The following is a 26,659-nucleotide window of genomic DNA, read 5'->3' as shown; positions in this document are numbered from 1 at the left end:
TTCGGATTCTCCTTAGTTTTATGAGATAATTTCTATAATTTCTCGTAAACTTTGCACTCCATCATTTATTTTAACATATTTTTGAAATTCTGTAACTAGTTCAGAAGAAATTTTTCCATTTGTATAAACTTTTGCAACAATTTCTCCTTTTTGAACTGAGTCACCAACTTTCTTTTCAAAAACGATTCCAGTTTCATAGTCTAAAGCATCAGTCTTGACTGCGCGACCAGCTCCTAATCTCATGGCATATAGGCCAAAATCCATAGCTGGAAGGGCTGAAATGACACCTGACTCTTGAGCTGGGATATCCACTACATGGGCAACATTTACTGGGCGGTAGAGATCTTCTAGATCACCGCCTTGAGCCGCCACCATTTCTTCAAATTTGGCAAGGGCTTGTCCATTTTCCAGGTGTCGACGGATTTCCTCGATCGTTTTCTCAACATCTGCTAAACTAAGCATGATCTGAGCTAGTTCACAGATAAAGTGACTGATATCTTCTCGACCTTTTCCTTGAAGAATTTCGATTGCTTCTAGAATTTCGAGACGATTACCAATAGCTCGACCCAAGGGTTGACTCATATCGGTAATAACTGCTACTGTCTTTCTTCCAACAGCCTTTCCAAGATCAACCATGGTTTGAGCCAATTCGCGCGCCTCCTCAACAGTCTTCATAAAGGCACCCTCACCGACGGTCACATCTAGCAAAATGGCATCTGCCCCAGCAGCGATTTTCTTACTCATGACAGAGCTAGCAATCAAAGGAATAGTGTCGACTGTCGCTGTCACATCACGAAGAGCATAGAGAAGTTTGTCTGCTTTAACCAGCTGGTCAGACTGACCAATGACAGATACACCAATATCTTGAACCTGTTTGATGAAATCCTCTTGACTACGTTCCACTTGGTAGCCCTTGATTGCTTCTAACTTATCTAAGGTTCCACCAGTGTGTCCTAGTCCACGACCACTCATCTTGGCTACTGGAACACCAAAACTGGCTACTAAAGGAGCTAAAATCAAGGTCACCTTATCACCAACACCACCTGTTGAGTGCTTATCTACTTTGATGCCCTCTATGGCTGACAAATCAAACTCTTGCCCCGTCATTACCATGTTCATCGTCAGGTCAGAAATCTCACGTGTGGTCATTCCTTTGAAATAAACCGCCATAGCAAAGGCAGACATTTGATAGTCTGGGACTGTTCCAGCCACATAGCCTTCTACTAGCCACTTAATTTCACTTGAAGACAGTTCTTGACCATCTCGTTTCTTTTGGATTAAATCAACTGCTCTCATGATTTCACACTCCTAAGGATATAATACCCCTTGTCCTTCTTTATGATTTCACAATTTCCAAAAACGTCTTCCATCTTGCTTTTGGCACTATGTGCACCCTGTTTTTTCTGAATAACGATTGTTAAGTCGCCATCGTCTTCCAGAAAATCCATGCTCTTTTCGATAATCTCATGAACAACTTGCTTGCCCGCACGAATCGGAGGATTGGAGATGACATGGTCAAATTTCCCTTCAACTTGCTCATAGATGTTGGATTGGAAAATAGTTGCTGAAACTTGGTTTCTCTCAGCATTTTTTCGCGCTAAGTCCAGAGCACGATTATTGATATCAACCATGGTTGCTTGAACTCCATAAGCCTTGACCAAAGTAATGCCAAGGGGACCATATCCACAGCCGACATCTAGCACTCGCTCGCCTTTTTCAACCTCGAGGCACTTTAGTAAAAGCTGACTACCAAAGTCAATCATCTTTTTACTAAAGACACCTGCGTCCGTTAAAAAGGTCATTTTATGTCCCAGCAACTCTACTCTCAAGTCATGAATATCGTGAGCTGCATCAGGATTTTCTGCATAATACATTTTACTCATAAAACTATTTTACCATAATTTAAGGAAATATAAAATCGTTTACAAAGCTAAAATTCAACAAACAAACTAAATCTGTTATAATAATAATTAAAGAATTTCAGTATTATTTCCTCTATTTTTACCTTTTAGAGCAACTTATAGCAACTTTCAAAAATCAGAATGAGAGATATCGAATTTCATTCTCTTTTTAGATGAAAAATATGATATACTAAGATATCGAACGAGGAAAGAATATGACCAACGAATTTTTACATTTTGAAAAAATCAGCCGTGAAACCTGGCAGTCCTTGCACCGCAAGTCAACTCCTCCCTTGACGGAAGAAGAACTAGACTCAATCAAGAGTTTTAACGACCAAATCAGCCTACAAGATGTGACAGATATTTATTTACCATTAGCTCATCTCATCCAAATTTACAAACGCACCAAAGAGGATTTAGCCTTCTCTAAGGGAATTTTTCTCCAAAGAGAGAGTAAATCTCAGCCCTTCATCATCGGAGTTTCAGGAAGTGTTGCCGTTGGCAAATCAACAACTAGCCGACTTCTTCAAATCCTTCTGTCTCGTACAGTGACTGACGCCACTGTGGAGTTAGTGACGACTGATGGTTTTCTCTATCCCAATCAAACGTTAATTGACCAAGGGATCTTAAATCGCAAAGGTTTTCCAGAGAGTTATAACATGGAGGCCTTACTGAATTTTCTTGACCGCCTAAAAAATGGCCAAGACGTTGATATTCCTGTCTATTCTCATGAGGTTTATGATATTGTTCCTGGTGAGAAACAATGTGTTAAGGCTGCAGATTTTGTGATTGTTGAAGGAATCAATGTCTTTCAGAATCCTCAAAATGAGCGTCTTTACATCACCGACTTCTTTGATTTTTCCATCTACGTAGACGCCGCTGTCGAGGACATTGAAAGCTGGTATTTAGACCGCTTTTTGAAACTTCTCAGCTTTGCCCAAAACGATCCAGACAGCTACTACCACCGCTTTACGCAAATGCCAATAGGGGAAGTAGAGTCTTTTGCCCACCAAGTATGGAGTGATATCAACCTTACAAATCTACAAAACTATATTGAACCAACAAGGAATCGTGCCGAGGTTATTCTCCACAAGACTAAAAACCATGAAATCGATGAAATTTACCTAAAAAAATAATTTCCCCTTGTCAAAACATAAGTTTTCAGATATAATAGTATAGTTAGTAAATATGGAGGTAAGAACATTGGCAAACATTAAATCAGCTATCAAACGCGCTGAATTGAACGTTAAACAAAACGAAAAAAACTCAGCTCAAAAATCAGCTATGCGTACTGCTATCAAAGCTTTCGAAGCAAACCCTTCTGAAGAACTTTTCCGTGCTGCTAGCTCAGCTATCGACAAAGCAGAAACTAAAGGTTTGATTCATAAAAACAAAGCAAGCCGCGATAAAGCTCGTCTTTCAGCTAAACTTGCTAAATAAGAAACAGTCCACAGAGGCTGTTTTTTTGTCCTCCATTACGAAAAGGTAGAAAATGAAAATCGCAATCATCGGCTATTCTGGAGCTGGGAAATCAACTCTGGCACAAAAGTTATCCCAGTTCTACTCAATTCCCAAACTGCATATGGACACCCTCCAATTTCAACCAGGCTGGCAAGACAGTGATCGTGATTGGATGAAAGCCGAGATGAAAAACTTCCTCACTAATCACTCAGACTGGGTCATCGATGGCAACTACTCTTGGTGCTATTACGAGGAAAGAATGTTAAAAGCTGACCAAATCATCTTCCTCAATTTTTCACCCTGGACTTGTTTACTGAGGGCCTTTAAGCGTTATCTCAAATACAGAGGTCAAGTTCGAAAAAGCATGGCTGCAGGTTGCCCTGAACGCTTTGACTTGGAATTTATCCGATGGATTCTCTGGGATGGGCGGACAAAAAATGCTAAAGAACGCTATCAACGGGTTCAAGAAACCTATCCAGAGAAAGTAATTGTCCTCCGGTCGCAAAAGGAAATGGACCACTTCTTAGAAAATCTCGCAAACAACAAGAAAAACCAACGTGTCTAACGTTGGTTTTTTGCTATTAGCCAATCACACTTCCGTTTGGTACAGCTGGATCAACTGTGAGAAGGGTTAATTTACCATCATGTTCAGCTGAGAGAATCATCCCTTGGCTGACATATTTTTTCATCATCTTGCGTGGTTTGAGGTTGGCAACGATTTGTACCTTCTTGCCTACCAATTCTTGTTCGTTCGGATAGTATTTGGCAATTCCTGAGAGGATTTGACGGTCTTCACCATCACCAGCATCCAAGCGGAATTGAAGCAACTTATCAGAACCTTCTACTTTAGAAACTTCTTTGACTTCTGCGACACGAATTTCAACCTTATCGAAGTCTTCAAACTTGATTTCTTCCTTGTTTAGTTTGAGTTCGACTTCATCTGGATTCCATTCTTTTTCGACGGCTGGCTTGTTGCCTTCCATTTGTTCCTTGATATAGGCGATTTCTTCTTCCATATCGAGACGTGGGAAGATTGGTGTTCCTTTAGCAACTACTGTTACATCTGCAGGGAAATCAGCCAGGCTCAAGTTTTCAAGGCTAGAAACTTCTGCTAGACCAAGTTGTGTCAAGACTGCACGACTGGTTTCCATCATAAATGGCTCAATCAAGTGAGCGACGACACGAAGGCTAGCCGCCAAGTGGCTCATCACACTTGCCAATTGGTCACGGTGCGCTTCGTCCTTAGCCAGTACCCATGGAGCTGTCTCATCGATGTATTTATTAGTACGTGAGATTAGGGTCCAGACTGCTTCAAGTGCACGTGGGTAGTCAACTGCTTCCATGTGTGTATGGTAGTCAGAGATAGATTGCTCTGCTACTTGAGCAAGAGCATTATCAAACTCTGTTACACCCTCTACATAGGCAGGGATTTGTCCATTGAAATACTTGTTGATCATGGAAACCGTACGGTTAAGGAGGTTTCCTAAGTCATTTGCCAATTCATAGTTGATACGGCCTACATAGTCCTCGGGAGTGAAGGTTCCATCTGAACCAACTGGAAGGCTACGCATGAGGTAGTAACGAAGTGGATCCAGTCCATAGCGCTCTACTAACATTTCAGGATAAACGACATTCCCTTTAGACTTAGACATCTTACCGTCTTTCATGACAAACCAACCATGGGCAATCAAGCGGTCAGGTAATTTAACATCCAACATCATAAGAAGGATTGGCCAGTAGATGGAGTGGAAACGAAGGATGTCTTTTCCGACCATTTGGAAGACTGTTCCGTTCCAGAACTTGTCAAAGTTACCATGCTCATCTTGACCGTAACCAAGAGCTGTCGCATAGTTAAGAAGGGCATCGATCCAAACGTAGACAACGTGTTTTGGATTTGATGGGACTGGTACTCCCCATGTAAAGGTTGTACGAGACACTGCCAAATCTTCCAAACCTGGCTCGATGAAGTTACGTAGCATTTCATTGAGACGGCCATCTGGAGTGATGAAGTCAGGATGAGATTTGAAAAAATCTACCAAACGGTCTTGGTATTTGCTGAGGCGAAGGAAGTAAGACTCTTCAGAAACCCATTCAACCTCATGACCTGATGGGGCAATACCACCCGTTACATTTCCAGCTTCATCACGGAAAACTTCTGCAAGCTGGCTTTCTGTAAAGAATTCCTCATCTGAGACTGAATACCAACCAGAATATTCACCTAGGTAGATGTCATCTTGAGCAAGCAAGCGTTCAAAAACTTGCGCCACTACTTTTTCATGGTAGTCATCCGTCGTACGGATGAATTTATCGTATGAGATATCTAGTAATTGCCAGAGTTCTTTGACGCCAACTGCCATCCCATCAACATAAGCTTGTGGTGTAATACCAGCTTCTTCTGCTTTTTGCTGGATTTTTTGACCATGCTCGTCAAGACCTGTTAGATAAAAGACATCGTAGCCCATCAGGCGTTTGTAACGTGCTAGGACATCACATGCGATAGTTGTGTAGGCAGAACCGATATGAAGTTTACCAGATGGATAGTAAATCGGTGTTGTAATATAAAAATTCTTTTCAGACATAATTTTTCCTTTCCAGGCTAATGAAACCTGTTTTTCTAACACTTCATTATATCATATTTTTAGTGATTTCCGATAGGAAAATCCATACAAAAACAAGACAAACAAATGTCCATCTTGTTTTTTCTGCTCTATATCTTATTCATAACGAAGGGCTTCGATTGGATCAAGCTTAGAGGCTTTATTGGCTGGCAGGACTCCGAAGATCATACCAACGCTAGCTGACACAGCCAAGCTAAAGAGAGCAATTGGGAGGGACACCCCAACTTCGATACCTGCAATCATATTTTGCAATAGGATACCCGCTAACATTGTCAAGCCTGCTGCACTAACTAGGCCAATGATACCACCTAGCAAGGTCAAGATCATGGACTCAATCAAAAACTGAACTAAGATATTAGCTCGTGTAGCTCCGAGAGCCTTCCGCAGACCAATCTCACGCGTGCGTTCTGTCACCGAAACCAGCATGATATTCATAACACCTGTACCACCAACAAAGAGTGAAATCCCTGCAATGGCACTGATAACAGTGGTCATAAATCCAAATAGTTGTTGTACCTCTTGGAAGGCGGCAGTTGCATCCGCAACTTGGTACTCCCCTTGTTGAAGACCTGCAATCTCAGTCAGTTTTCGAGCCAACTCTGGACCCAAGGTCTGCGTTAGACTAGTATCATTGACACGAAAGACGATGTTCGAGATTTCATCAGTATTAAAATTAGCTGCGAGAGAGATATTGGTCGTAATTGGAAGACCACCAATCCCAAAAGCTTTAGCAGTTTTAGCTTCATTACTTGTATAAACGCCAATCACACGGTAACTAAATTCATTGACAGAGATGACTTGATTAACCGCAGCTTCTGGACTATCAAACAAACTCTTGGCTAGTTCTTCATCCAACAAAATCACACTGGCAAATTCCTTGTAGTCTTGCGGTCTTAGACTTCTACCAGCAACGATCTCATTTTCAACTGCGTTCATGTAGGTGCTATTTCCACCAGTCAAAGTCGCCCGTTCAACCTTCTTATCCTTATAAGACAGGGTGACGTTAGTCGAGTTAGTGACATAGTAACTGTCTACTCCTTTGAGTTTGGCAGCCTCCTTGACCCAAGATTCGAGTGGTTTTGGTGGTTCAACATGAACATCCTCTTCTTTCCCACTGACCGTCAAAGCTGACTGGCGCTGAGTAAAGGAGCCATCCTTGCTCTTGATAGGAGAGAAAAAGACATGAATATCCTTTTGTGATTTGGTCATGTTTTTATTGACCTGACGAGACATGGAATCTCCCAGAGCCATGATGACGACGACAGACGAAACTCCGATGATAATCCCGATCATGGTGAGGAAGGAACGCATCTTATGAGCCATGATAGATGAAAAGGCAAATTTCAGATTCTGCATCTTAGTTTTCCTCCTTTTCTACTGGGGCGCTGTCTGATGAGATAACACCATCGCGAATGACAATCTGGCGTTTGGCATAGGCAGCAATCTCAGGTTCATGCGTGACCATGATAATGGTTTTCCCTTCCTTGTTTAACTCCAGCAACAGTTGCATGATTTGATTTCCTGTCTTGGTATCCAAGGCTCCTGTCGGTTCGTCAGCTAGGATGATAGATGGATTGTTTACCAAGGCACGAGCAATCGCTACACGTTGCTTTTGACCACCTGATAACTCGGAAGGCAAATGATGACTGCGCTCCGTTAGCTCAACCTTTTCCAGAAATTCCTCAGCCAATTTCCGTCGTTTTGAAGCCGAAACACCAGCGTAAATCAAGGGCAATTCGACATTTTGAAGCGCATTGAGTTTGGACAAGAGAAAGAACTGCTGAAAGACAAAGCCGATTTGCTGGTTGCGGACCTTGGCCAGTTGTTTCTCTCCAAGACCTGCAACTTCTTGACCTTCAAGATAGTACTCTCCACTGGTTGGTGTATCCAGCATTCCAATGGTATTCATCAAAGTAGATTTACCAGAACCGGACGGTCCCATAATGGCGACAAACTCACCTTCTTGAACTTCTAAGTTAATATTTTTTAGGACCTGCAGTTCTTGGTCACCATTTCGATAACTCCTGCAGATATTTTTTAGACTAATTAATTTCTTCATCAGCCTTCACCTCTTTTCCTTCTTCCAAGGAAGATGTTGGATTACTGATGACCTTGGCACCGTCTGTCAAACCTGAAGTAATTTCTTGGTTGTCTGCGTCCGCATTCCCCAAAGTAACTTCTACCTTCTTCGCTTTTTTCTGGTCGTCAACGAGCCAGACATAGTTTTTGTCATTTTCGGTAACAACACTTGTCAAAGGAACAAGGATGGCTTTACTTTTGTTTTTGACTTCAACACTGACTGAGAAGCCTTGTTTCAACTCACCGATATCGCTAGTCACATCAACAGTATAAGGGTACTTAGATCCAGTATTCCCTCCAAGAGCTCCATTTGCTGCTTCTCCGTTGTTTTTAGGATAATCAGAAATATAGCTGATTTTACCTGTCCAGCTCTTATCTTGATAAACCTTCGAAGTAAAGGTAACTTCTTGCCCAACAGAAAGATTAGCAAGGTTGTATTCAGACAGTTCCCCTTTGACCTGTAAGTTTTCATTACTTACGACATGTACTACCACTTGGCTATTACCTGTTGGCGATTTGGAAACATTACGATTGACTTCAACTACAGTCCCTTCTAGTGTACTGAGGACAGTTGCAGCATCTAGCTGAGCTTGAGCCTTGTTGAGCTGAGCCACAGCATCTGCACGGTTATCTTTGGCATCACTGATTTGAGAATCAATAGAGGATACGGAAGAAGTTTCGGCAGGCGCTTGCTCTGGAAGTCCAGCTTCAGTTGGAACTTGTGGTGAAACTGGTGCAGAGTTTGCATTTTCACGAGCCTTGTTCAACTCATTGATATGACGGTCGGCCTTTGCAACTGCTCGACTGGCTGCATCATAGGCAGCTTGGGCATCGGCACTGCTGTATTTGACCAAAGCTTGCCCTTCTTCGACCTTGTCTCCAACCGAAACGAGAATTTCATCTAAATCTCCCTTACTAGCATCAAAATAAACGTATTGTTCATTTTTTGCTGTAACCGTACCTGACAAGAGAACCGATGAAGCAACAGAACCTTCCTTAGCAGTAACGATATGAGAGGTTTCCTCCTTGACTGCTGACTGGGAAGGTTGTCTAAAAATCAAAATCCCCGCAGCACCGATAACAATAGCACTGGCAACACCAATCGCTGTGTATAATTGCCATTTTTTTGCCTTCTTATTTCTTTTCATTTTTAAGCTCCTTTATTCTTTTGCCTTACAAAAACCATTATATCAGAAATACCAAACCCAAACAATGACAGTTCAGATAGAAACAATGACAATTCAGGATCATTATTTCGTTCGGTATTCGTTTATTGGATTATTGTGCTAGATATATAATACAATATCTTTTTGAATTTGGCAAGCGTTTTTATAATTTTTTTTATCGTAGCAGATTTTTGCATTCAAAAAATAAAAACGATAGAATATGACTATCAAAGCTTTAAGGAGTTTTCTATGAGAGAATATGATATCATCGCCATCGGTGGAGGAAGCGGCGGCATTGCCACTATGAACCGAGCTGGTGAACACGGTGCTAAAGCAGCTGTTATCGAGGAAAAAAAATTAGGTGGAACCTGCGTCAATGTTGGCTGTGTTCCTAAGAAAATCATGTGGTATGGAGCGCAAATCGCTGAAAGCTTCCACCACTACGGCCCTGACTACGGTTTTACAAGTTCAGATGTTCAATTTGATTTCGCAAAACTTCGTCAAAACCGTGAAGCCTACATCGACCGTGCTCGCTCATCTTATGATGGAAGTTTCAAGCGCAACGGTGTTGATTTGATTGAAGGTCGTGCTCATTTCGTTGATGCTCATACGGTCAGCGTTAATGGTGAATTGATTCGTGCCAAACATATCGTGATTGCGACTGGCGCTCGTCCAAGCATTCCAACTATCCCTGGAGCTGAACTTGGTGGTAGCTCAGACGATGTCTTTGCTTGGGAGCAACTTCCTGAATCCGTTGCGATTCTTGGAGCTGGTTATATCGCCGTTGAATTAGCAGGTGTTCTCCACGCGCTAGGAGTAAAAACGGATTTGTTTGTCCGTCGCGATCGTCCCTTGCGTGGTTTTGACAGCTACATCGTTGAAGGACTTGTCAATGAAATGGAAAAAACAGGGCTACCTTTGCACACACATAAGGTACCCGTCAAGCTCGAAGAAACGGAGCAAGGTATTACCATTCATTTTGAAGACGGTTCTAGTCACACTGCAAGCCAAGTTATCTGGGCTACCGGTCGCCGTCCAAATGTAGACGGTCTGGAGTTAGAAAAGGCTGGCGTCACACTCAACCAACGTGGATTTATCCAAGTGGATGAGTATCAAAATACAGTTGTAGATGGCATCTACGCCCTTGGAGACGTTACTGGTGAGAAGGAACTGACCCCAGTAGCCATCAAGGCAGGACGCACCCTATCTGAACGCATCTTCAACGGGAAAACAAATGCTAAGATGGACTACACGACTATCCCTACTGTTGTCTTCTCCCACCCAGCAATCGGAACCGTTGGTTTAACTGAGGATCAAGCTATCAAAGAATACGGCCAAGATAACATCAAAGTCTACAAGTCAAGCTTTGCATCTATGTACTCAGCCGTTACAAACCATCGTCAAGAGTCTCGCTTCAAACTCATCACCGCAGGTGCTGATGAAAAAGTTGTTGGACTTCACGGACTTGGTTACGGAGTGGATGAGATGATTCAAGGATTCGCTGTTGCCATTAAGATGGGAGCAACCAAGGCGGACTTTGATGCTACAGTAGCTATCCACCCAACTGCCTCAGAAGAATTTGTGACCATGCGCTAATTGCCGAAAGAGACCACATGTGGTCTCTTTTTACTTGCAAAATCGGCTGATACAAAATTGTTACCTTGTTATAAAAAATAGGTTGACTTTTTCTTCTGAATTAGTATAATAGTTACTATAATTTTGAAAAGAGGTTAACAGTTTTGAAAAAAGCTCATATCTATGCTATCCCTGCTATCGGTGCTGCTCTCATCGCCGTATTGGCACAAATCAGTCTCCCTATCGGTCCTGTCCCCTTCACTCTGCAAAACTTTGCGATCGGTCTGATTGCTACTGTTTTTAGACCCAGAGAAGCTGTTCTATCTGTAGCTCTCTATCTCTTGCTGGGTGCCATTGGTTTACCTGTTTTTGCAGGGGGAGGAGCTGGATTTCACGTTTTAGTCGGCCCAAGTGCAGGCTATCTTTGGTTCGACCTTGTCTATGCTGGACTTACATCTTATCTCATCCATCAAAATAGTGGCTACATTCGCATTTTCCTAGCCAACCTCTTGGGTGACTCCCTCGTCTTTGTAGGAGGTATTCTCAGCCTCCACTTCCTTGCCGGGATGCCATTCGATAAGGCACTAGCTGTCGGTGTCCTTCCCTTTATCCTCCCTGATCTTGGTAAGATTATTGCCATTAGTTTCATTAGTCGTCCCCTACTCGAACGATTGAAAAGTCTTCCATATTTTTCAAGATAAAAAAATAGTCCAGAACCATTGTTCTGGACTATTTCCTTTCTAAGAATCAACTGTACACTATTTAGCTACTTGACTATTCTTATACCGGTATGAATATTAATCGTTTTATTCTTCAAATTACAGCTATTCACGATATGCAAAGTAGAAAAGTATTCTAATTGATTCAAACCGAATAAGCTTCCATTGATTTTGAATGCTTAGCAATTGTATACTTTTCAGAAAACGCATTTTCACTGATTGAGCTATATTTTATAAATTATTTGTGATACAATAGAGCTACCTAAAAGATTCAGAAAATTTAATTTCATTGATTGTTTATATTAACTTGAACATTCTGATTTTTCTTCATTCAAAAACAACTGTAAATAATTATAAATAGAAAGGTGAAATCATGCCAAAGAATACTCGTGACTTAATTATTAATTCACTCATCACACTTGCTAAGAAGAACCCTCTGCGCTCTTCTTTTACCATGACTGAAATCGCAGCTGAAGCTGGTATTTCACGACAAGCGATTTATCAAAAGCATTTTAACAACTTTGAAGATATTATCGAATACATTCACGAAGAGACCAATCAGCACATTTTTAACGTCTTTAATAAGTACTGCCCTAGCAATGATGGAGATCCTATCAGCTTTTTAGCAGACCATATACTTCCTCTCATATACGAAAAAAGAGAAGTTATTAACACCTTGTATACCACACAAGTCGACCCATGTTGGAAGGAATTTCTGCGTGGAATATACTCAGAGTGGGTACTAAAGAATGTCAATTACCAACTGAAATATAATTTTAATAAAGAGGACATCGCTTATATCATTACGACCATGGCAATCTCTTTCATTGAAGTCTGGATTCGTAAAGATAATCCAATTCCACCTGAAGAGTATAGAGAGACTTTCATTCAATTGTCTAAGACTTCTCTCTGTGACTATATTGTGTCCTAAAAAAAGAATCTTGAGTTGCACTCAAGATTCTTTTTATTGTCCCCCTTTAAAGGCATCGACCATTACCTGAAATTCTTCATTGGAAAGCGTGATTCCTTTGCCCATTTTAGTATGGTCAGGACTCCAAGAACGAATATCAAACTTTGCTGGTGCTCCATTAAAGCTAACGCGATTTAGTTCTTTTGTCCATCCTTTGTCATTTTCAGACAAGGTGAGCAAGTGTTCTTCGATCTCAAATGTAAATTCTGCCATTTTAACTCCTTTATGTGATATGCTTTCTATAGTCTATTCGTAAAAATCTTGTGGTTTTTAAGAAAATTTTATATAATGTGGATATATAAGAAGGGAGGATTCTATGAGACAGACATTCAAACTAGTTCTAGATAAACTACATGGTTTTCTCAATGGGAATGATGATCATCCGCAAATCCAGGATAACTCCCTCACTGCTATGATTGAACAAGCCATCCAGAAAAAGACGGCTGTTCATGTCATACTTGCTGAGACAAGTTTTACGGGTGATATTGTCAAACACGATGCTAATCGCCAACAAATTATCGTCAAAAATTTTTCAAAAAACGTGACCCGAATCATTCGTATCAGTGACATTAAGCGACTTCGTTTCGTTCCCTCAACTGTACAAAAAGCTCAGAAAAGTCTATTTAAGAAAGAGTGAGATGTTCTTTGCATCCCACTCTTTTTCTTAACGGATTTGTTCAAAATGAAGATGAACTGCGATATGATCACCATAGCCACTTCTCTCCAAATCACGTTGCAAGCGATAAGATATATAGTGTTCTGCAATGGTAATGTAGCCAGCTCCAAGTAAGCGGTGCTCAACCATTGACTGGATCATGCTGATAGTGGCACGTTCTACTTTTGCTTCTTCCAAGTCCAAAACGACTTTTTTAGTAACTTGCGCTAGGTTTTGACGTAAGTCATCAGTCAAAACATAAACTGTTTGAGCTGCTTTTAGGACAGCTTGGTAAATTTTATCTGGATCAAATTCAGCAATTTCTCCATTACGTTTGATTACTTGCATAAGGTTCTCCTTTATTCTTTGTTTTCTTTGATTTCAGCCAGCATCTTTTCTTCTTCGGCTGTCAGTTGATAGTTTTCTAGCAGGTCAGGTCTGCGCTCGTAGGTTTTCTTTAGACTCTCATAGAGCCGCCACTGGCGAATCTTTTCATGGTGCCCACTCATGAGCACATCTGGCACGACCATGCCTCTATAGTCATAAGGGCGTGTATACTGAGGATATTCGAGAAGACCTGAAGAAAAGCTATCATCCTGGTGGCTAGACTCCTTACCAATCACTTCTGGTATCAAGCGCACGGTCGCATCAATCATGGTCATGGCTGCCAATTCACCACCAGTCAAGACATAATCTCCTAGGGAAATTTCATCGGTTACCAAGGTCTTGATGCGCTCGTCATACCCTTCGTAGTGACCACAGATAAAGATCAGTTCCTCTTCTTGAGCCAAATCCTCAGCGTAAGCTTGATCGAACTTTTTACCTGCAGGATCAAGAAGAATGACGCGGGGATTTTTCTTTTTAATTGCATCAAAGGCATCGAAAATAGGTTGGGCTCGGAGCAACATCCCCTGACCGCCTCCATATGGTTCATCGTCGACGTGACGGGCCTTTTCAGCGTATTCTCTAAAATTATGATACTGGATATCCAAGAGCCCTTTTTCTCGAGCCTTCCCAACAATCGAGTGTTCCAGCGGAGAAAACATCTCAGGAAAGAGGGTTAAAATATCAATCTTCATCATCTAACCCTTCTAAGATGTCCACATCAACCCGTTTGTTTGGAATATCAACATTGAGAACTACTGGAGGAATGTAAGGTAAAAGCAAATCTCGCTTACCTTTTCGCTTGACCACCCAGACATCATTGGCTCCTGGTTGTAGAATTTCCTTGATAGTTCCTATCAAGTTGTCTCCCTCGTAAACTTCCAAACCGATAATCTCGTGATAGTAGAATTCACCATCATCTAAATCGTTCAAATCTTCCTCAGCGACCTTGAGACTATAGCCCTTGTACTTTTCAATCGCATTGATATGGTACATGTCTTTGAATTTGATAATGTCAAAGTTCTTATGCTTGCGGTGACTTGCGATGGTCACTGTTTGGACAAACTGATCTTTTTCATCAAATAAAGCAAGCTCTGCTCCCTTTTTAAATCGTTCTTCGGCAAAATCTGTCACAGACAAGACTCGCATCTCACCCTGTAGACCCTGCGTATTAACGATTTTCCCAACATTAAAGTAGTTCATCTTGTCTCCTGTACTCTCCTTCTTTCCATCTTATTCTGACAATTCTCGAATGATGGCTGCAATTTTTTCTGATTCTGACCATTGTAAATAATGGTGATTCCCTCCTAAAATGAGCTTAGTATTGGAAGTCCAATACTCTGATTCTCTGTACTCTTTTTCTCTATAAGCCTGACAAAAAATAAAAACGGGAATATGAGCTTCTATAGATACATTCTCAAAATCTTTCTCAGTAATCTCACAATATATATGAAATTCTGGAACTTGTCTTTCCAACTCTGAATCTTTTTCTTGCACTAAATCCCAGATTTCTTCATTAGTTTCAGAGCTAAATGCTGCTTGAGTTATGTTCTTAAAATAGACTTCGGGGCCACACTCTTCAATCAGTCTCATCTGCTCTTCCATTTCTGGATAAGGATTTTCTGAAAAATCAGAAAACATTACTTTTTTAGTTGTTGGTTCAATTGCTACTAAAGCCTGACACTTAATTGATTTGCTCATCAATTTGCAAGCCAAAATTCCACTCAAACTATGTACACAAAGTATATATTCAGAAATCGCCAATTTTTCAAGTACTTCATAAACCGCGTCTACAAAATTGTCCAGATTTTTTCCAGATTGGTCATGAATCGGACTCCTACCTGTGTTTGGAAAATCAATTGTCAAATAACCAATTGTGGAAGGAAGTTTTTCAAGTATAAGTGAAAAATTTTCATAACTTGGTAGCAAACCTGCGCCATTTAGACAAACAAGCACTTTCTTTTTCTTTTTATAAGTAACAGAGAGACTGCCAATTTTTGTAGTTACTTCAAACCGCTTCATAAAGAAATCCACTCATTCTATAACAATGATTTATTAAAAACCCTTATCCTTTATTCTATCACGTTCCAGGGATTTTCACAAGTTGGATAGGTTCTATCTTACAAGGCTACTACTTCTTCAAAAAAATCACCAACTATCTGATTAAACTCTTTAGGGTGGTCATTCATCGGTTGGTGTTTGCTGTCTGAAATCGTTACTTGACGCGCATTGGGATTTAGAGCAATGATACCATCATAGATTATTTTTAGGTGTTTGGGAAAATCGTTTTCTCCTCTTACTAATAGCATGGGAGAATTTCCTTTATATCCTTCTATCTCATGGACTGCCAAGAAACCTGTGATTCCAAGGTTCAAGAAAACATCTCGCCCTGTTTCTATAATGGCAGTCTTGACCAATTCTCTTGTGATAGGGTTATCGGTACACATTTTTGAGTTTTTATCAGCAATCACCTTCCAAGGAATCGTTTTGTACATAAGAGAACTATATTTGATTCGACCTCTTTCTTTCTCTGATAGGTATCGATGCTGTCCCCAACTATCTACCATGACCAAGGCTAGGACTCTTTCTGGATGGCGATAGGTATACTCTTGAAGTGGATTTCCTCCCCAAGAATGACCAACCAATATCACCTTATCCAACTGGAAATAGGACAAAATGGCATCTATATCTTGAACAGCGCCTTCCAAGTCGGGTAGGCCAACTTTCATAGGTGATTCACCCTGCCCTCTAACATTGACAAAGTAAAGGTCAAATCCATCAAAAGCATCATACTGGTGGGCCCACATCTGACTACGGCCACAAGCTCCATGATAAAAAATAATATGCCCTTTACTTGCGTTTCCAGGACGATGATAAACAACCAAATCACAATCTACGACTGCTATAAGGTGACGTTTCAACATCTCGGGTTTTCTGTTATAAAAAGCAATAGCTTCAGCTATATCATTTTGCTTCATTTTTACACTCTCTCCTCTTTATCCTAGTAGTATTCTTTTTATCTATTTTAACATGCTATATTAAAATCATCGTTTTTTAAACTTAATTTCATTAAAAATTTTGAATTTTCTGCATTATTTAGATAAAGAGAAAGACTGCTAAGCAATCTTTACTTTCTTCTCATCAGATTCATGCCTAAAATTCCAGCAATAATCAAAGTTGCTCCTATCACATGGTATCTATAAATCGGTTCGTGGAGGATAAGAGCTCCGGCTAGAATGGTCAAAACTGTTCCAAGATTGCCAAAGACACTGACGGTTGATGCGCCGAGGCGAACGATAGCATAGATAGAAAGACTACCAGTCACGATAGAGGCTAAAATTCCCAAATAGAGGATGGAAAGCAGATAGGGCAGCTGTCCAAACGGCGCAAAGTAAGCTAATATATTCCCCTCTAGATAGTGAGAGGTCAGACTCAACGTATTAAAGGTGACGAAGCCAACAAATATCACAACAGCTGTCATATCCATAGCCCGATAGCGACCTCCTTTGGACTTGCTGAGGATATTGTTTATCGCATTGGCGAGAACAGATCCCAACATCAAGAGAAAGCCCAAGCTAGCAGTTTCAGTGCTAAAGTTTGCTCCTTTACTAAGGAAGATGAAAACTACTCCTGCTACGGATAAAATTAAAAAGAACTTTTGCAGCAAACTTGTCTTTTCCTTGAGAAAGACCGATGCCAAAAGGAGAGTAAAAATCGGGACAAGCGCTTGTAAAATTCCCGCTTCAGAAGACGATATATACTGTAAAGCAAAGGATTGAAAAATAAAAAAGAGAAGTGGATAGAAAAGACTCATAGGAAGAATAGAAAGAATATCTTTTCTACTTAAACTCACTTTGATAAGTTTGGTTTGATGAAGGATGACCAATACCAGAGCAGCGATTGTATAGCGATGCGCTAAGTTGGTGAGAGGACTGGCATAGCCTAAAGCAATCTTTGTAAATAAAAAAGAAAATCCAATGATTGCTGAAAAGGATAAGGCTGCTAGGTAAGCTTTTGTTTTCTCGTTCATAGATTGTTACTCCCTTTAAAAGTAGCTATTCTCAAGATAAATCAACTAGAAATTTTGAGACTGTCTTTCCATTTTAGCATAGTAAAATCCTAGATGCTATTTCTAGGATTAGTATTTTATTCCCACTATCACTCTTTCAAGATGATAAATTCTTTTTCATTGCCTATAAAGGAGTCAGCCAGTCTGATCTGCTTTTCTCGTTCTTTTCTCACAAGTTCTAACTTGTCTGCCTCTTAGAGATTCCTTACTTTGATAGCATAATCCGCGGAAACGATGCCGTGTCCTCTCATATGGGCTGTTGAAATAGCTTGTACAAAGACTCTGGCAGCGTACTTAGCGATTTGATTTTGGGCATTTTTAGAGAGGAGATTTGCTGCGAAACCTGCTTTTCTCAACTCATGAGGTGAGAACTCATTTCTCAATCGTGCATCAAAAGCCTCATAAGCTTGCCGAATTATTTTATTTTTCTCACCTTCATCACCGATATCAATTAAAGATAAGAAATCTCGCGAGTTCTCTAATGCCCATCGAGCTAGTTCTTTCTGAGGAAGTCTATCCAGTATTTGTTCTAGTTCCAATCTTTTCTCAGAGTCGTCCCAAATGGCAACTTTGTAAGGACTGGGTAGGTGATTCATTTTAGTCTTATAGGCAGTTCGTTCAAACTCATTCCATGCATAATCCTCTGGTTTCATTGCTTTCTCATTCTTTCTTACTAGCTAGCGTAAGCTAGGAGACACCTTTCATATTAGTGAAAAGAGATTACTCCTAGTTCTCTTGGAGGTTTTCCAAAAATCCTTCCAAATCTCGTTCATGTTGGTACTTAATGGCAGCCTTCTTATCTTTGTCAAAGATGGTTTTGGTTAGGTCAATATCGTTGATGGCCGCAATTGCGACAGTGTAGTGAATAATATCTGCCAGTTCTTTGGCTAGTTCCTCATTTGAGTCCTGGACACCCTCTTTTCTACCAGAGCGCCCATTCAAGACCTCGGCTACTTCTCCGACTTCCTCCACTAGCTTGATAAAGAGGCCTTCCTCAGTTCGAGATTGCTGGTAATGTTCGAGTAAGTAAGCTTGTAATTGTCTAAAGGTTAAATCCTTCATCTTCTCCTCCTCACAAAAAAGCGAGACATCTGTCCCGCTTTTTTATTTTTCATCGATAACGATTCTTACTTTTTTGTCTTCAGTTGGGACAGAGTAGACAATCGTTCTTATCGCTGAGATAGTGCGACCCTTACGACCGATAACACGACCGACATCGCTTTGGTCAAGATCCAAGTGATACTCCAAAAACTCTGGTGTGTCTTCAATCTTGATAGTTAAGGCATCAGGTTGTGAAATCAAAGGTTTCACAATCGCAATAATGAGATTTTCAATCGTATCCATCTGTCAACCTACTTTAAACTTATTTTGAGAATTTAGAATCGTGGAATTTTTTCAATACGCCTTCTTTTGAAAGGATGTTGCGAACTGTATCTGAAGGTTGAGCTCCATCAGCCAACCATGCAAGAACGCGGTCTTCTTTCAAAGTTACTTGGTTTTCAGCAACAAGTGGGTTGTAAGTACCAACTGTTTCGATGAAACGTCCGTCACGTGGTGAACGTGAGTCTGCTACGTTGATACGGTAGAAAGGTTTTTTCTTAGAACCCATACGAGTCAAACGGATTTTAACTGCCATTTTTTAATGTCTCTTTTCTTATTTTTTTATTTCGGTGAAATAGCTGAGCTATTTAGCACATGTTCTATTATAGCAGATTTTTGACATCTGTCAAGAAAAAAACTTGACAGAGTTTTGATTTTTTAACTACTAGAAATTTTTAGTAAAATCATTAACATTTGAAATCACCTCCCTTTTAGGGTACAATGGTAGAAATGAATTTTTGAGAGGAAAACAATGAAAAAACTAGCAACCCTTCTTTTACTATCAACTGTAGCCCTTGCTGGATGTACTAGTATCCAACGTGGTCTCCGTGGCGATGAGTATGTCGACTCTAGTATCTCAGCAGAAGAAAGCTCAAAAGCAGCTGCTCAGGCTGCCAAAGATTTGAAAGACGCCTTAACAAATGAAAATGCTAACTTCCCTCAACTTTCTAAGGAAGTAGCTGAAGATGAGGCTGAAGCTATCCTTCACACAAGTCAAGGTGATATTCGTATCAAACTCTTTCCAAAATTAGCTCCTCTAGCAGTTGAAAATTTCCTAACTCACGCTAAAGAAGGTTACTACAATGGCGTTACCTTCCATCGTGTAATAGATGGCTTTATGATTCAAGGTGGAGATCCAAAAGGAAATGGTACGGGAGGCCAATCTATCTGGCATGGTAAGGATAATACCAAGGATACTGGAACTGGTTTTAAAAATGAAATCTCTCCTTACCTATACAATATCCGAGGAGCACTTGCTATGGCTAATACTGGTCAACCAAATACCAACGGTAGCCAATTCTTCATCAACCAAAACTCGACAGATATTTCTGCTAAACTCCCTACCAGCAAGTATCCAAAAAAAATCATCGAAGCCTATAAAGAGGGCGGAAATCCAAGTCTAGACGGCAAACACCCTGTCTTTGGTCAAGTCATCGATGGCATGGATATTGTTGACAAGATTGCCAAGGCTGAAAAAGATGAGAAAGACAAACCAACGTCTGCTATCACCATTGATAGTATCAAAGTGGTGAAAGACTACGATTTCAGCAAAGAATAAGCCATCAACAGTTGACAAAGAGCCTTTTTAAAATGTATTTTTCCCCTATATAACAACACAAAAGAGAGAATTTTTGTTCTCTCTTTTAAACTATTCAAATTGATCTGACTTTTGTTAACAAAGACAGTATGATTAGTCTTCCTCTCTTTTCTTTTGAGACAATGCAAATCCAGCCGATGCTAGTCCAATAAATGCAGCAAGTGATAAGAATGGAAGTTCCTCTGTACCAGTGTTTGGTAATTCTTTTTGAGGCTCACCATTTCTAAACTTGTTGATTGGGATAACTTTGTCTTCGATTGGTTGAGGTGGAAGTTGTGGTTGTGGTTTCGGATCTGGCTGTGGTTGTGGTTTTGGATCTGATTGTAGTTGTGGTTTCGGATCTGGCTGTGGTTGTGGTTTTGGATCTGATTGTGGTTGTGGTTTCGGATCCGGTTGTGGTTGTGGTTTCGGATCCGGTTGTGGTTGTGGTTTTGGATCCGGTTGTGGTTGTGGTTTCGGATCTGGTTGTGGTTGTGGCTTCGGATCCGGTTGAGGTTGTGGTTTCGGATCTGGTTGTGGTTTCGGTTTTGGATCCTCTTTCTTAGGACATCCACAATCACGGATAAAGATACGGTTTGTTTCTTTACCTTCACCATCCTTGATAATAATCCAGTATCCTGATTGACCTTCCTTGTTCTTACCAGGTTCAGTAGTAATACTTGGTGTTTTACCATCTTTACCATCACGAACAAAGGTACGGCTAGTTTCCTTACCATCGCCATCTTCGGTGATTACCCAAACACCAGTATTTCCTTCTTTATCTTTACCTGATTCAGTACGAACTTTTGGTGTCTTACCATCTTTACCATCACGGATAAAGTTACGGCTAGTGATGTTTCCTTCAGAATCACGTACGATTACCCAAACACCTGAACGACCTTCTTCGTCTTTACCAGACTCGATAGTAATAGTTGGTGTCTTACCGTCTTTTCCGTCTTTACCATCTTTAACGAATGTACGACCTGTTTCAGTTCCAGCAGGATTATGTGTGATTACCCATGTACCTGTGTTACCTTCTGAGTCTTCACCACGTTCTGTTGTTACTGATGGGTTCTTACCGTCTTTGATGATTGTTTCTGTTGTTTCTCCATCTGGGTTTACAACTTTAACTGTGTGAGTACCATCTTGGTTATCTTTAACGGTTACAGTTGGTGTCTTACCATCTTTACCATTCTTGATAACTGTCTCGGTTGTTGTTCCATCTGGGTTTACAACTTTAACTGTGTGAGTACCATCTTGGTTATCTTTAACAGTTACGACTGGTGATTTTCCGTCTTTACCATCTTTACCATCTTTAACGAATGTACGACCTGTTTCAGTTCCAGCAGGATTATGTGTGATTACCCATGTACCTGTGTTACCTTCTGAGTCTTCACCACGTTCTGTTGTTACTGATGGGTTCTTACCGTCTTTGATGATTGTTTCTGTTGTTTCGCCACCTGGGTTTACAACTTTAACTGTATGAGTACCATCTTGGTTATCTTTAACGGTTACAGTTGGTGTCTTACCATCTTTACCATTCTTGATAACTGTCTCGGTTGTTGTTCCATCTGGGTTCACAACTTTAACTGTGTGGGTACCGTCTTCGTTATCTTTAACAGTTACGACTGGTGATTTACCGTCTTTACCATCTTTACCATCTTTAACGAATGTACGACCTGTTTCAGTTCCAGCAGGATCATGTGTGATTACCCATGTACCTGTGTTACCTTCTGAGTCTTCACCACGTTTTGTTGTGACTGATGGGTTCTTACCGTCTTTGATGATTGTTTCTGTTGTTTCACCATCTGGGTTTACAACTTTAACTGTATGAGTACCATCTTGGTTATCTTTAACGGTTACAGTTGGTGTCTTACCATCTTTACTATTCTTGATAACTGTCTCGGTTGTTGTTCCATCTGGGTTCACAACTTTAACTGTGTGGGTACCGTCTTCGTTATCTTTAACAGTTACGACTGGTGATTTACCGTCTTTACCGTCTTTACCATCTTTACCATCTTTAACGAATGTACGACCTGTTTCAGTTCCAGCAGGATCATGTGTGATTACCCATGTACCTGTGTTACCTTCTGAGTCTTCACCACGTTTTGTTGTGACTGATGGGTTCTTACCGTCTTTGATGATTGTTTCTGTTGTTTCACCATCTGGGTTTACAACTTTAACTGTATGAGTACCATCTTGGTTATCTTTAACGGTTACAGTTGGTGTCTTACCATCTTTACCATTCTTGATAACTGTCTCGGTTGTTGTTCCATTTGGGTTCACAACTTTAACTGTGTGAGTACCGTCTTGGTTATCTTTAACGGTTACAGTTGGTGTCTTACCATCTTTACCATTCTTGATAACTGTCTCGGTTGTTGTTCCATCTGGATTCACAACTTTAACTGTGTGAGTACCGTCTTCGTTATCTTTAACAGTTACGACTGGTGATTTTCCATCTTTTCCGTCTTTACCATCTTTGATATCCACAACATCGATGATGACATCTTTAGATACAGATTTGCCATCAAGGGTTGCTGTAGCTTTAGCTGTGTAACTACCTACTGCCGTTGGAGTACCAGAGATTGTCTTAGTAGCAGCGTCGAATGTCACACCAGCAGGAAGACTTGTTTCATCAAGTGTAAGCTCAGAACCAGGAGTGTGAGTTAAAGTGATATCAGTGATCGCTTTACCTAGTTGAACAAGTTGACGACCACCAGAAACTTTAAGATCAAGACCTTTCTCAGCTTTAGGATTTACTGTAAGAGTAAATGTATCGATAGCTGAAGCTCCTCCCACTTCAGCAGCGTTAGTAGCCTGCATACGAATTGTGAAAGTACCAGCTTTTGTAGGTTTGCCAGTAAATGTCTTAGTAGCAGGATCATATGTCAAACCATATTCTGCGATAATAGCGTTAATCTCAGATTCTTCTACTAAGCCGTATGGTGTCTTCATAGTGACAGTTGAAAGATTATTGTGAGTTACTACTGCAGGAGTAATAGCATCACCAACTGTTACAGTTTGCTCTTTGTTAGAAATCTCGATAGCAACAGGTGATTCGGTAACTTTAATAACTACCTCTCCATCAGCTTGGTCATTACCATAAAAATTTTCGTACCGAGCTTTAACAGGGATACGATAGATACCAAGTTTCTTAGGAGTACCCGAGAAGGTATGAGTTGACTCATCATAAGTGACCCCTTCTGGTAAAATACTTGGATATTTGCCAGTTAAAGGATTAGAAGGTTTGCTATAGTCATTAAGGTCAACTGAAATAGTTGCTCCTTCTGAAGCCTCAACCTTCACAGGAGTCATCTTAGTCAATACTTGAACTTCAGTCTCGCCACCAGTTACTTGGATAGGTTTCTTCGTAACAGTAAGCTTAAAGGTACCTTGGGCAGTATCATTTTCCAAGCCTTTATAGTATGCTATATAGTTAACAGTAAACTCACCCACTGAAGTTGGAGTACCAGAAATTGTCTTTGTATCAGGATCGTAAGTCAGACCACTAGGTAGATTTTGGATTCCTGCTTCAAATGTACCATAGCGAATATATCCAATATCCGCACGTTCACTCGGTTGAATTACAAAGTTAGTGATAGGAGTTCCGACTTCAACCGTTTGTTCACCACTATTTACCGTAATTGGTCTTGGTTTAACTGTGATAGTGATTGTACCAGTAGCTTCTTCTAAACCACGTTTTAATTTATAGGTATATGTTTTAGTACCAACTGAATTTGTAGTTCCAGAAAGAATTTTTGTATTATAATCATAGTTAAGACCAAGTTCACCACGAATATCTCCAGAAAATTCTGCTCTATTTGGAATCGCAATTTCAATTGGATCGATTTCATCGCCGACTGTAACTTCACGAGTATAGTTTTCAGCATGCAATGGACCAGGCAATACTGTTAAAGTAACATATTTTTGTACAGCTTGACCATCTTTTTCTGCTATAACTTTGATGCGGTATGTCCCTTCGACTAAACCTTTACCAGCAATCGTTTTTGTTGCTTTATTATAGCGAGTGCCCTTAGGAAGAGCTGCTGTATCAACTTTTAAAGTTGCTCCATCAGTGTGAGTGATGACCATATCCTTGAACTTTTCACCTTCTTTGATGGTTTGTTCATGGTTGGTTACATCAAGGTCAACTCCAATTCCATCACGTGGCTTAACTTCAAAAGTGAAGGTTGTAAAGGTAGTTGAGATACCACCATCGGCATTATAGTAGTCAACTTCTACACGTGCAGTTTTGTTTTCAGTAGTTTGAAGAACCCCGTAACCTTCTAGTGTTTTAGTGATATTATCAGAGCTTACTGTAGCGTAGGTGTCTCCGCTATTAGTCGTTACACGAATATTCGCGATTGTCGATCCACCTTCAAGAGTTACTGGAATGCTTGGGAACTTTTCTCCCTCTTTCCAGACTTGGTGGTCAATTGGGCTGATAACATCTGTTACCTCAAACTGGAAGACACGGTTTGGCGCATTATCTCCAAAGTGACCATCAATGGCACGTACTTCAAAGTTATACTTACCAGGTGCTAGCTTAACACCGGCCTTTTTCTTAATGGTTTGAGTGGCTTCGTCATACTCAGTACCATCAGGGAAACGAACAGGTTTAACTTTAGCGTTGACCTTGTTTAGTTCAATCTTACCAATAGTTTGTTCTTTATCTGAACGAGGAACTGATACGATTCCCTCTTTATTTAAGACTGCAGTTTTAGTATTTGGAGTAAATTTGACATCCGCATTTGTAAGATAAAATCCGTTGGCATCATCAGTTGTAGCTTTTGAACGTTCTTCTGTAGTTAACTCTACATTAAAGATACGTTCTTGTCCCAGTTTATCGATAGTTTTAAACTTAATCGTAAATGTACCCTGTTGAGCAGGGAGTTTGGTAAAGCGTAGTCGATACGGCGTGCGATTTGGGTCATGAACCATCCAATTTTCATCACTATAAAACTTACCATACGGATCTCCGGTAACTGCCAATTCATATTCTACTTCTGGCGTTGTATCCAAACGTTCGATACGCTCCAATAAAACTGGTGTTGATGGGAAAGCAGTTACTCTAGAATCGTCCGCAACATAGAGCCCAAGCTCAGTATTGTACTTTGGTGTATCAGGCTTAGCATCTGCTACTGTAACAGGTGTATTATCACTATAACCAGGCGTCAGGTAATATCCAAATGGTGTTGTTGGAATCGTATACTTATTAACACGAGTATTATTTTCCCCCATATCGCCTGTTGCTTGGTCATAATAATCATTAGCTTTTGATGCAGATAAGTCAAATCGGTCGTTAGAGAGAGTAGACAAGGCATATGAGTGTGGTTTAGTTATTGTTAAAGGAAGAGTTGCCTTCACATTAGGATTGGTTTTAGAAACCAAACCAATGTCATAGGTTCCGCTTGGGATTCCACCATTAAGATTAAGAGTCCCGTAGACATATTCTCCAACTGGATCATAAGTAAGGCCTAGATCTTTTGCACCTTGTGATAGTTCAACCTCATCAGAAGTAATACGAGTAAGACCCATCTTATATCTAACTTCAACAGTTGTACCGTTATGTATGAGAGTATGGAAACCACTATAGTTCTCGATGGTCATATACGGTGTCTTACCATCTGACGGAGTACTCGCATTATCAGCAAGCATATATGATACGAAACCTGAGTGACCTGATCGTTTCATTTCTGTGTAGACGGACTCGATGGCAGATTGAAGGCGTCCAATGCTAAGTTCTAAATCAGCTTTAGTTAATTGAGCCTTTTCAGAAAGTTGTTGAGCTACTACCAACTCTGCTTTTGAAGCTTGAAGTGCATCTGAAAGAACTTTTTTAGATTCACTATCGTCTAGTTTAGCTTCTTGTTTTTCAGCTTCTTGATTAACAGCTTTTGCTTCAAGAATGCTATTGTTCAACTGTTCTTTAAGAGGTTGAAGAATAGCGTCTACCTCTGGTTTAGCTTCAGTTTCTGGAACTTCTTTTTCATCAACTTTAAGTTCTGCCTTTTTTTCTGCTAATGGTGCAGTTGATGGAGCTATCGCAACAGTTGTTTTTTCCGTTTCTTTTACAGTTACTTCCGTAGTTGACTCAGTGGTTGAAACTACAGTCGAATCATTTTCTGTAGTTGGTGCTACAAAAGTCGCAGGGGCACGATATGGTTCTGGAACACTAATTTCCTCAGAGGTTACTTCCTTAGTAGATCTTTCTTCAACTCCCTTATTGACCTCTACCCCCTCTTCACTTTTTAATTCACTTGCATTTACTTGAGGTGCATTAACCATCGAACCGACGAAAAACAGCCCAACAAGCACCGAAGCTACTCCTACACTAATTTTACGAATAGCAAATCGTTTTCGTTTGTCAAATTTCATAATTATC

At 40.4% G+C, this 26,659-nt stretch carries 25 protein-coding genes and 1 pseudogene; 8 read left to right on the top strand and 18 right to left on the bottom strand.

The window, feature by feature from the left end:
- Positions 1-18: 18 nt before the first annotated feature.
- Together SNAG_RS04305 and SNAG_RS04300 are read right to left on the bottom strand one after the other, a co-directional pair.
- The gene (locus SNAG_RS04305) at positions 19-1,296 is read right to left on the bottom strand and encodes a pyrimidine-nucleoside phosphorylase (protein ID WP_096406858.1); all 1,278 of its coding nucleotides are present in this window, start codon (positions 1,294-1,296) and stop codon (positions 19-21) included.
- A complete protein-coding gene (locus SNAG_RS04300) occupies positions 1,293-1,883 on the bottom strand; it encodes a class I SAM-dependent methyltransferase (protein WP_096406856.1) in 591 nt (196 codons plus the stop codon). Before SNAG_RS04300 ends, SNAG_RS04305 begins: the two co-directional genes overlap by 4 nt.
- A gap of 233 nt (positions 1,884-2,116) precedes the next feature.
- Here SNAG_RS04300 and coaA point away from each other — a divergent pair, with 233 nt between their 5' ends.
- The 3 genes from coaA (at position 2,117) to SNAG_RS04285 (ending at position 3,927) form a co-directional block, all read left to right on the top strand.
- The gene (coaA, locus tag SNAG_RS04295; RefSeq protein ID WP_096406853.1) at positions 2,117-3,037 is read left to right on the top strand and encodes a type I pantothenate kinase; all 921 of its coding nucleotides are present in this window, start codon (positions 2,117-2,119) and stop codon (positions 3,035-3,037) included.
- A gap of 67 nt (positions 3,038-3,104) precedes the next feature.
- Entirely contained in the window at positions 3,105-3,341 is a 237-nt protein-coding gene (gene rpsT / locus SNAG_RS04290) for a 30S ribosomal protein S20 (RefSeq protein WP_001274000.1), read from the top strand.
- A 52-nt stretch (positions 3,342-3,393) separates the two neighbouring features.
- Positions 3,394-3,927, top strand: coding sequence for a DNA topology modulation protein (locus SNAG_RS04285; protein WP_096406851.1), 534 nt, complete (start codon positions 3,394-3,396; stop codon positions 3,925-3,927).
- 16 nt (positions 3,928-3,943) lie between these two features.
- Here SNAG_RS04285 and metG read toward each other — a convergent pair whose 3' ends face one another.
- The 4 genes from metG to SNAG_RS04265 form a co-directional block, all read right to left on the bottom strand.
- The gene (metG, locus tag SNAG_RS04280; RefSeq protein WP_096406848.1) at positions 3,944-5,941 is read right to left on the bottom strand and encodes a methionine--tRNA ligase; all 1,998 of its coding nucleotides are present in this window, start codon (positions 5,939-5,941) and stop codon (positions 3,944-3,946) included.
- A gap of 135 nt (positions 5,942-6,076) precedes the next feature.
- On the bottom strand, positions 6,077-7,336 hold the full coding sequence (locus tag SNAG_RS04275; protein WP_096406846.1) for an ABC transporter permease: 1,260 nt from the start codon (positions 7,334-7,336) through the stop codon (positions 6,077-6,079).
- Position 7,337: 1 nt separating this feature from the next.
- Positions 7,338-8,039: an ABC transporter ATP-binding protein gene (locus tag SNAG_RS04270; RefSeq protein WP_096406843.1), complete on the bottom strand. Its 702-nt coding sequence runs from the start codon at positions 8,037-8,039 to the stop codon at positions 7,338-7,340.
- A complete protein-coding gene (locus tag SNAG_RS04265) occupies positions 8,023-9,207 on the bottom strand; it encodes an efflux RND transporter periplasmic adaptor subunit (RefSeq protein WP_096406841.1) in 1,185 nt (394 codons plus the stop codon). Before SNAG_RS04265 ends, SNAG_RS04270 begins: the two co-directional genes overlap by 17 nt.
- A gap of 267 nt (positions 9,208-9,474) precedes the next feature.
- Here SNAG_RS04265 and gor point away from each other — a divergent pair, with 267 nt between their 5' ends.
- The 3 genes from gor (at position 9,475) to SNAG_RS04250 (ending at position 12,450) form a co-directional block, all read left to right on the top strand.
- Entirely contained in the window at positions 9,475-10,821 is a 1,347-nt protein-coding gene (gor, locus tag SNAG_RS04260; RefSeq protein ID WP_096406838.1) for a glutathione-disulfide reductase, read from the top strand.
- A gap of 143 nt (positions 10,822-10,964) precedes the next feature.
- Positions 10,965-11,501, top strand: a complete 537-nt coding sequence (locus SNAG_RS04255) for a biotin transporter BioY (RefSeq protein ID WP_049505579.1) — start codon at positions 10,965-10,967, stop codon at positions 11,499-11,501.
- 391 nt (positions 11,502-11,892) lie between these two features.
- Entirely contained in the window at positions 11,893-12,450 is a 558-nt protein-coding gene (locus tag SNAG_RS04250) for a TetR/AcrR family transcriptional regulator (protein ID WP_049477658.1), read from the top strand.
- Between the two features lie 33 nt (positions 12,451-12,483).
- Here SNAG_RS04250 and SNAG_RS04245 read toward each other — a convergent pair whose 3' ends face one another.
- Complete coding sequence (locus SNAG_RS04245; RefSeq protein ID WP_000807419.1) at positions 12,484-12,702, bottom strand: YdbC family protein; 219 nt, start codon at positions 12,700-12,702, stop codon at positions 12,484-12,486.
- A gap of 103 nt (positions 12,703-12,805) precedes the next feature.
- On the opposite strand from SNAG_RS04245, the gene SNAG_RS04240 reads away from it, so the two are divergent.
- Positions 12,806-13,126: a hypothetical protein gene (locus tag SNAG_RS04240; protein WP_049477659.1), complete on the top strand. Its 321-nt coding sequence runs from the start codon at positions 12,806-12,808 to the stop codon at positions 13,124-13,126.
- Positions 13,127-13,153: 27 nt separating this feature from the next.
- Here the strand turns inward: SNAG_RS04240 and SNAG_RS04235 are convergent, their stop codons facing one another.
- From SNAG_RS04235 to rpsP, 10 genes and pseudogenes are all read right to left on the bottom strand, one after another.
- A complete protein-coding gene (locus SNAG_RS04235) occupies positions 13,154-13,492 on the bottom strand; it encodes an ATP cone domain-containing protein (RefSeq protein ID WP_001196045.1) in 339 nt (112 codons plus the stop codon).
- 11 nt (positions 13,493-13,503) lie between these two features.
- A complete protein-coding gene (trmD, locus tag SNAG_RS04230; RefSeq protein ID WP_061588452.1) occupies positions 13,504-14,223 on the bottom strand; it encodes a tRNA (guanosine(37)-N1)-methyltransferase TrmD in 720 nt (239 codons plus the stop codon).
- The gene (gene rimM / locus SNAG_RS04225) at positions 14,213-14,731 is read right to left on the bottom strand and encodes a ribosome maturation factor RimM (protein WP_084942732.1); all 519 of its coding nucleotides are present in this window, start codon (positions 14,729-14,731) and stop codon (positions 14,213-14,215) included. Before rimM ends, trmD begins: the two co-directional genes overlap by 11 nt.
- A 30-nt stretch (positions 14,732-14,761) precedes the next feature.
- Complete coding sequence (locus SNAG_RS04220; protein ID WP_096406835.1) at positions 14,762-15,550, bottom strand: alpha/beta hydrolase; 789 nt, start codon at positions 15,548-15,550, stop codon at positions 14,762-14,764.
- A gap of 98 nt (positions 15,551-15,648) precedes the next feature.
- Entirely contained in the window at positions 15,649-16,506 is an 858-nt protein-coding gene (locus SNAG_RS04215) for an alpha/beta fold hydrolase (RefSeq protein ID WP_096406833.1), read from the bottom strand.
- Between the two features lie 149 nt (positions 16,507-16,655).
- On the bottom strand, positions 16,656-17,558 hold the full coding sequence (locus tag SNAG_RS04210; RefSeq protein ID WP_096406830.1) for a DMT family transporter: 903 nt from the start codon (positions 17,556-17,558) through the stop codon (positions 16,656-16,658).
- A 128-nt stretch (positions 17,559-17,686) separates the two neighbouring features.
- Positions 17,687-18,250, bottom strand: a pseudogene (locus SNAG_RS04205) (putative immunity protein).
- Between the two features lie 73 nt (positions 18,251-18,323).
- Positions 18,324-18,659 carry a MazG nucleotide pyrophosphohydrolase domain-containing protein gene (locus SNAG_RS04200; protein WP_096406828.1) on the bottom strand — a complete coding sequence of 112 codons (336 nt, stop codon included), beginning with the start codon at positions 18,657-18,659 and terminating at the stop codon, positions 18,324-18,326.
- Positions 18,660-18,701: 42 nt separating this feature from the next.
- Positions 18,702-18,941, bottom strand: a complete 240-nt coding sequence (gene kphA, locus SNAG_RS04195) for an RNA-binding protein KphA (protein WP_000379617.1) — start codon at positions 18,939-18,941, stop codon at positions 18,702-18,704.
- Positions 18,942-18,960: 19 nt separating this feature from the next.
- Positions 18,961-19,233 (bottom strand): 30S ribosomal protein S16, encoded by a 273-nt coding sequence (gene rpsP / locus SNAG_RS04190; protein ID WP_000268760.1) that lies wholly within the window; start codon positions 19,231-19,233, stop codon positions 18,961-18,963.
- Between the two features lie 216 nt (positions 19,234-19,449).
- Here rpsP and SNAG_RS04185 point away from each other — a divergent pair, with 216 nt between their 5' ends.
- Positions 19,450-20,256, top strand: coding sequence for a peptidylprolyl isomerase (locus SNAG_RS04185; RefSeq protein WP_096406826.1), 807 nt, complete (start codon positions 19,450-19,452; stop codon positions 20,254-20,256).
- Between the two features lie 132 nt (positions 20,257-20,388).
- On the opposite strand, the gene SNAG_RS04180 is transcribed toward SNAG_RS04185, so the two are convergent.
- Positions 20,389-26,652: a collagen-flanked surface repeat-containing protein gene (locus SNAG_RS04180; protein WP_096406824.1), complete on the bottom strand. Its 6,264-nt coding sequence runs from the start codon at positions 26,650-26,652 to the stop codon at positions 20,389-20,391.
- Between the last annotated feature and the right edge of the window lie 7 nt (positions 26,653-26,659).

The sequence above is a fragment of the Streptococcus sp. NPS 308 genome (genome assembly GCF_002355895.1).
Taxonomy (GTDB): Bacteria; Bacillota; Bacilli; order Lactobacillales; family Streptococcaceae; genus Streptococcus.
Note: the sequence above shows the minus strand (reverse complement) of the source record. Positions and strands in the feature narration are given on the sequence as shown.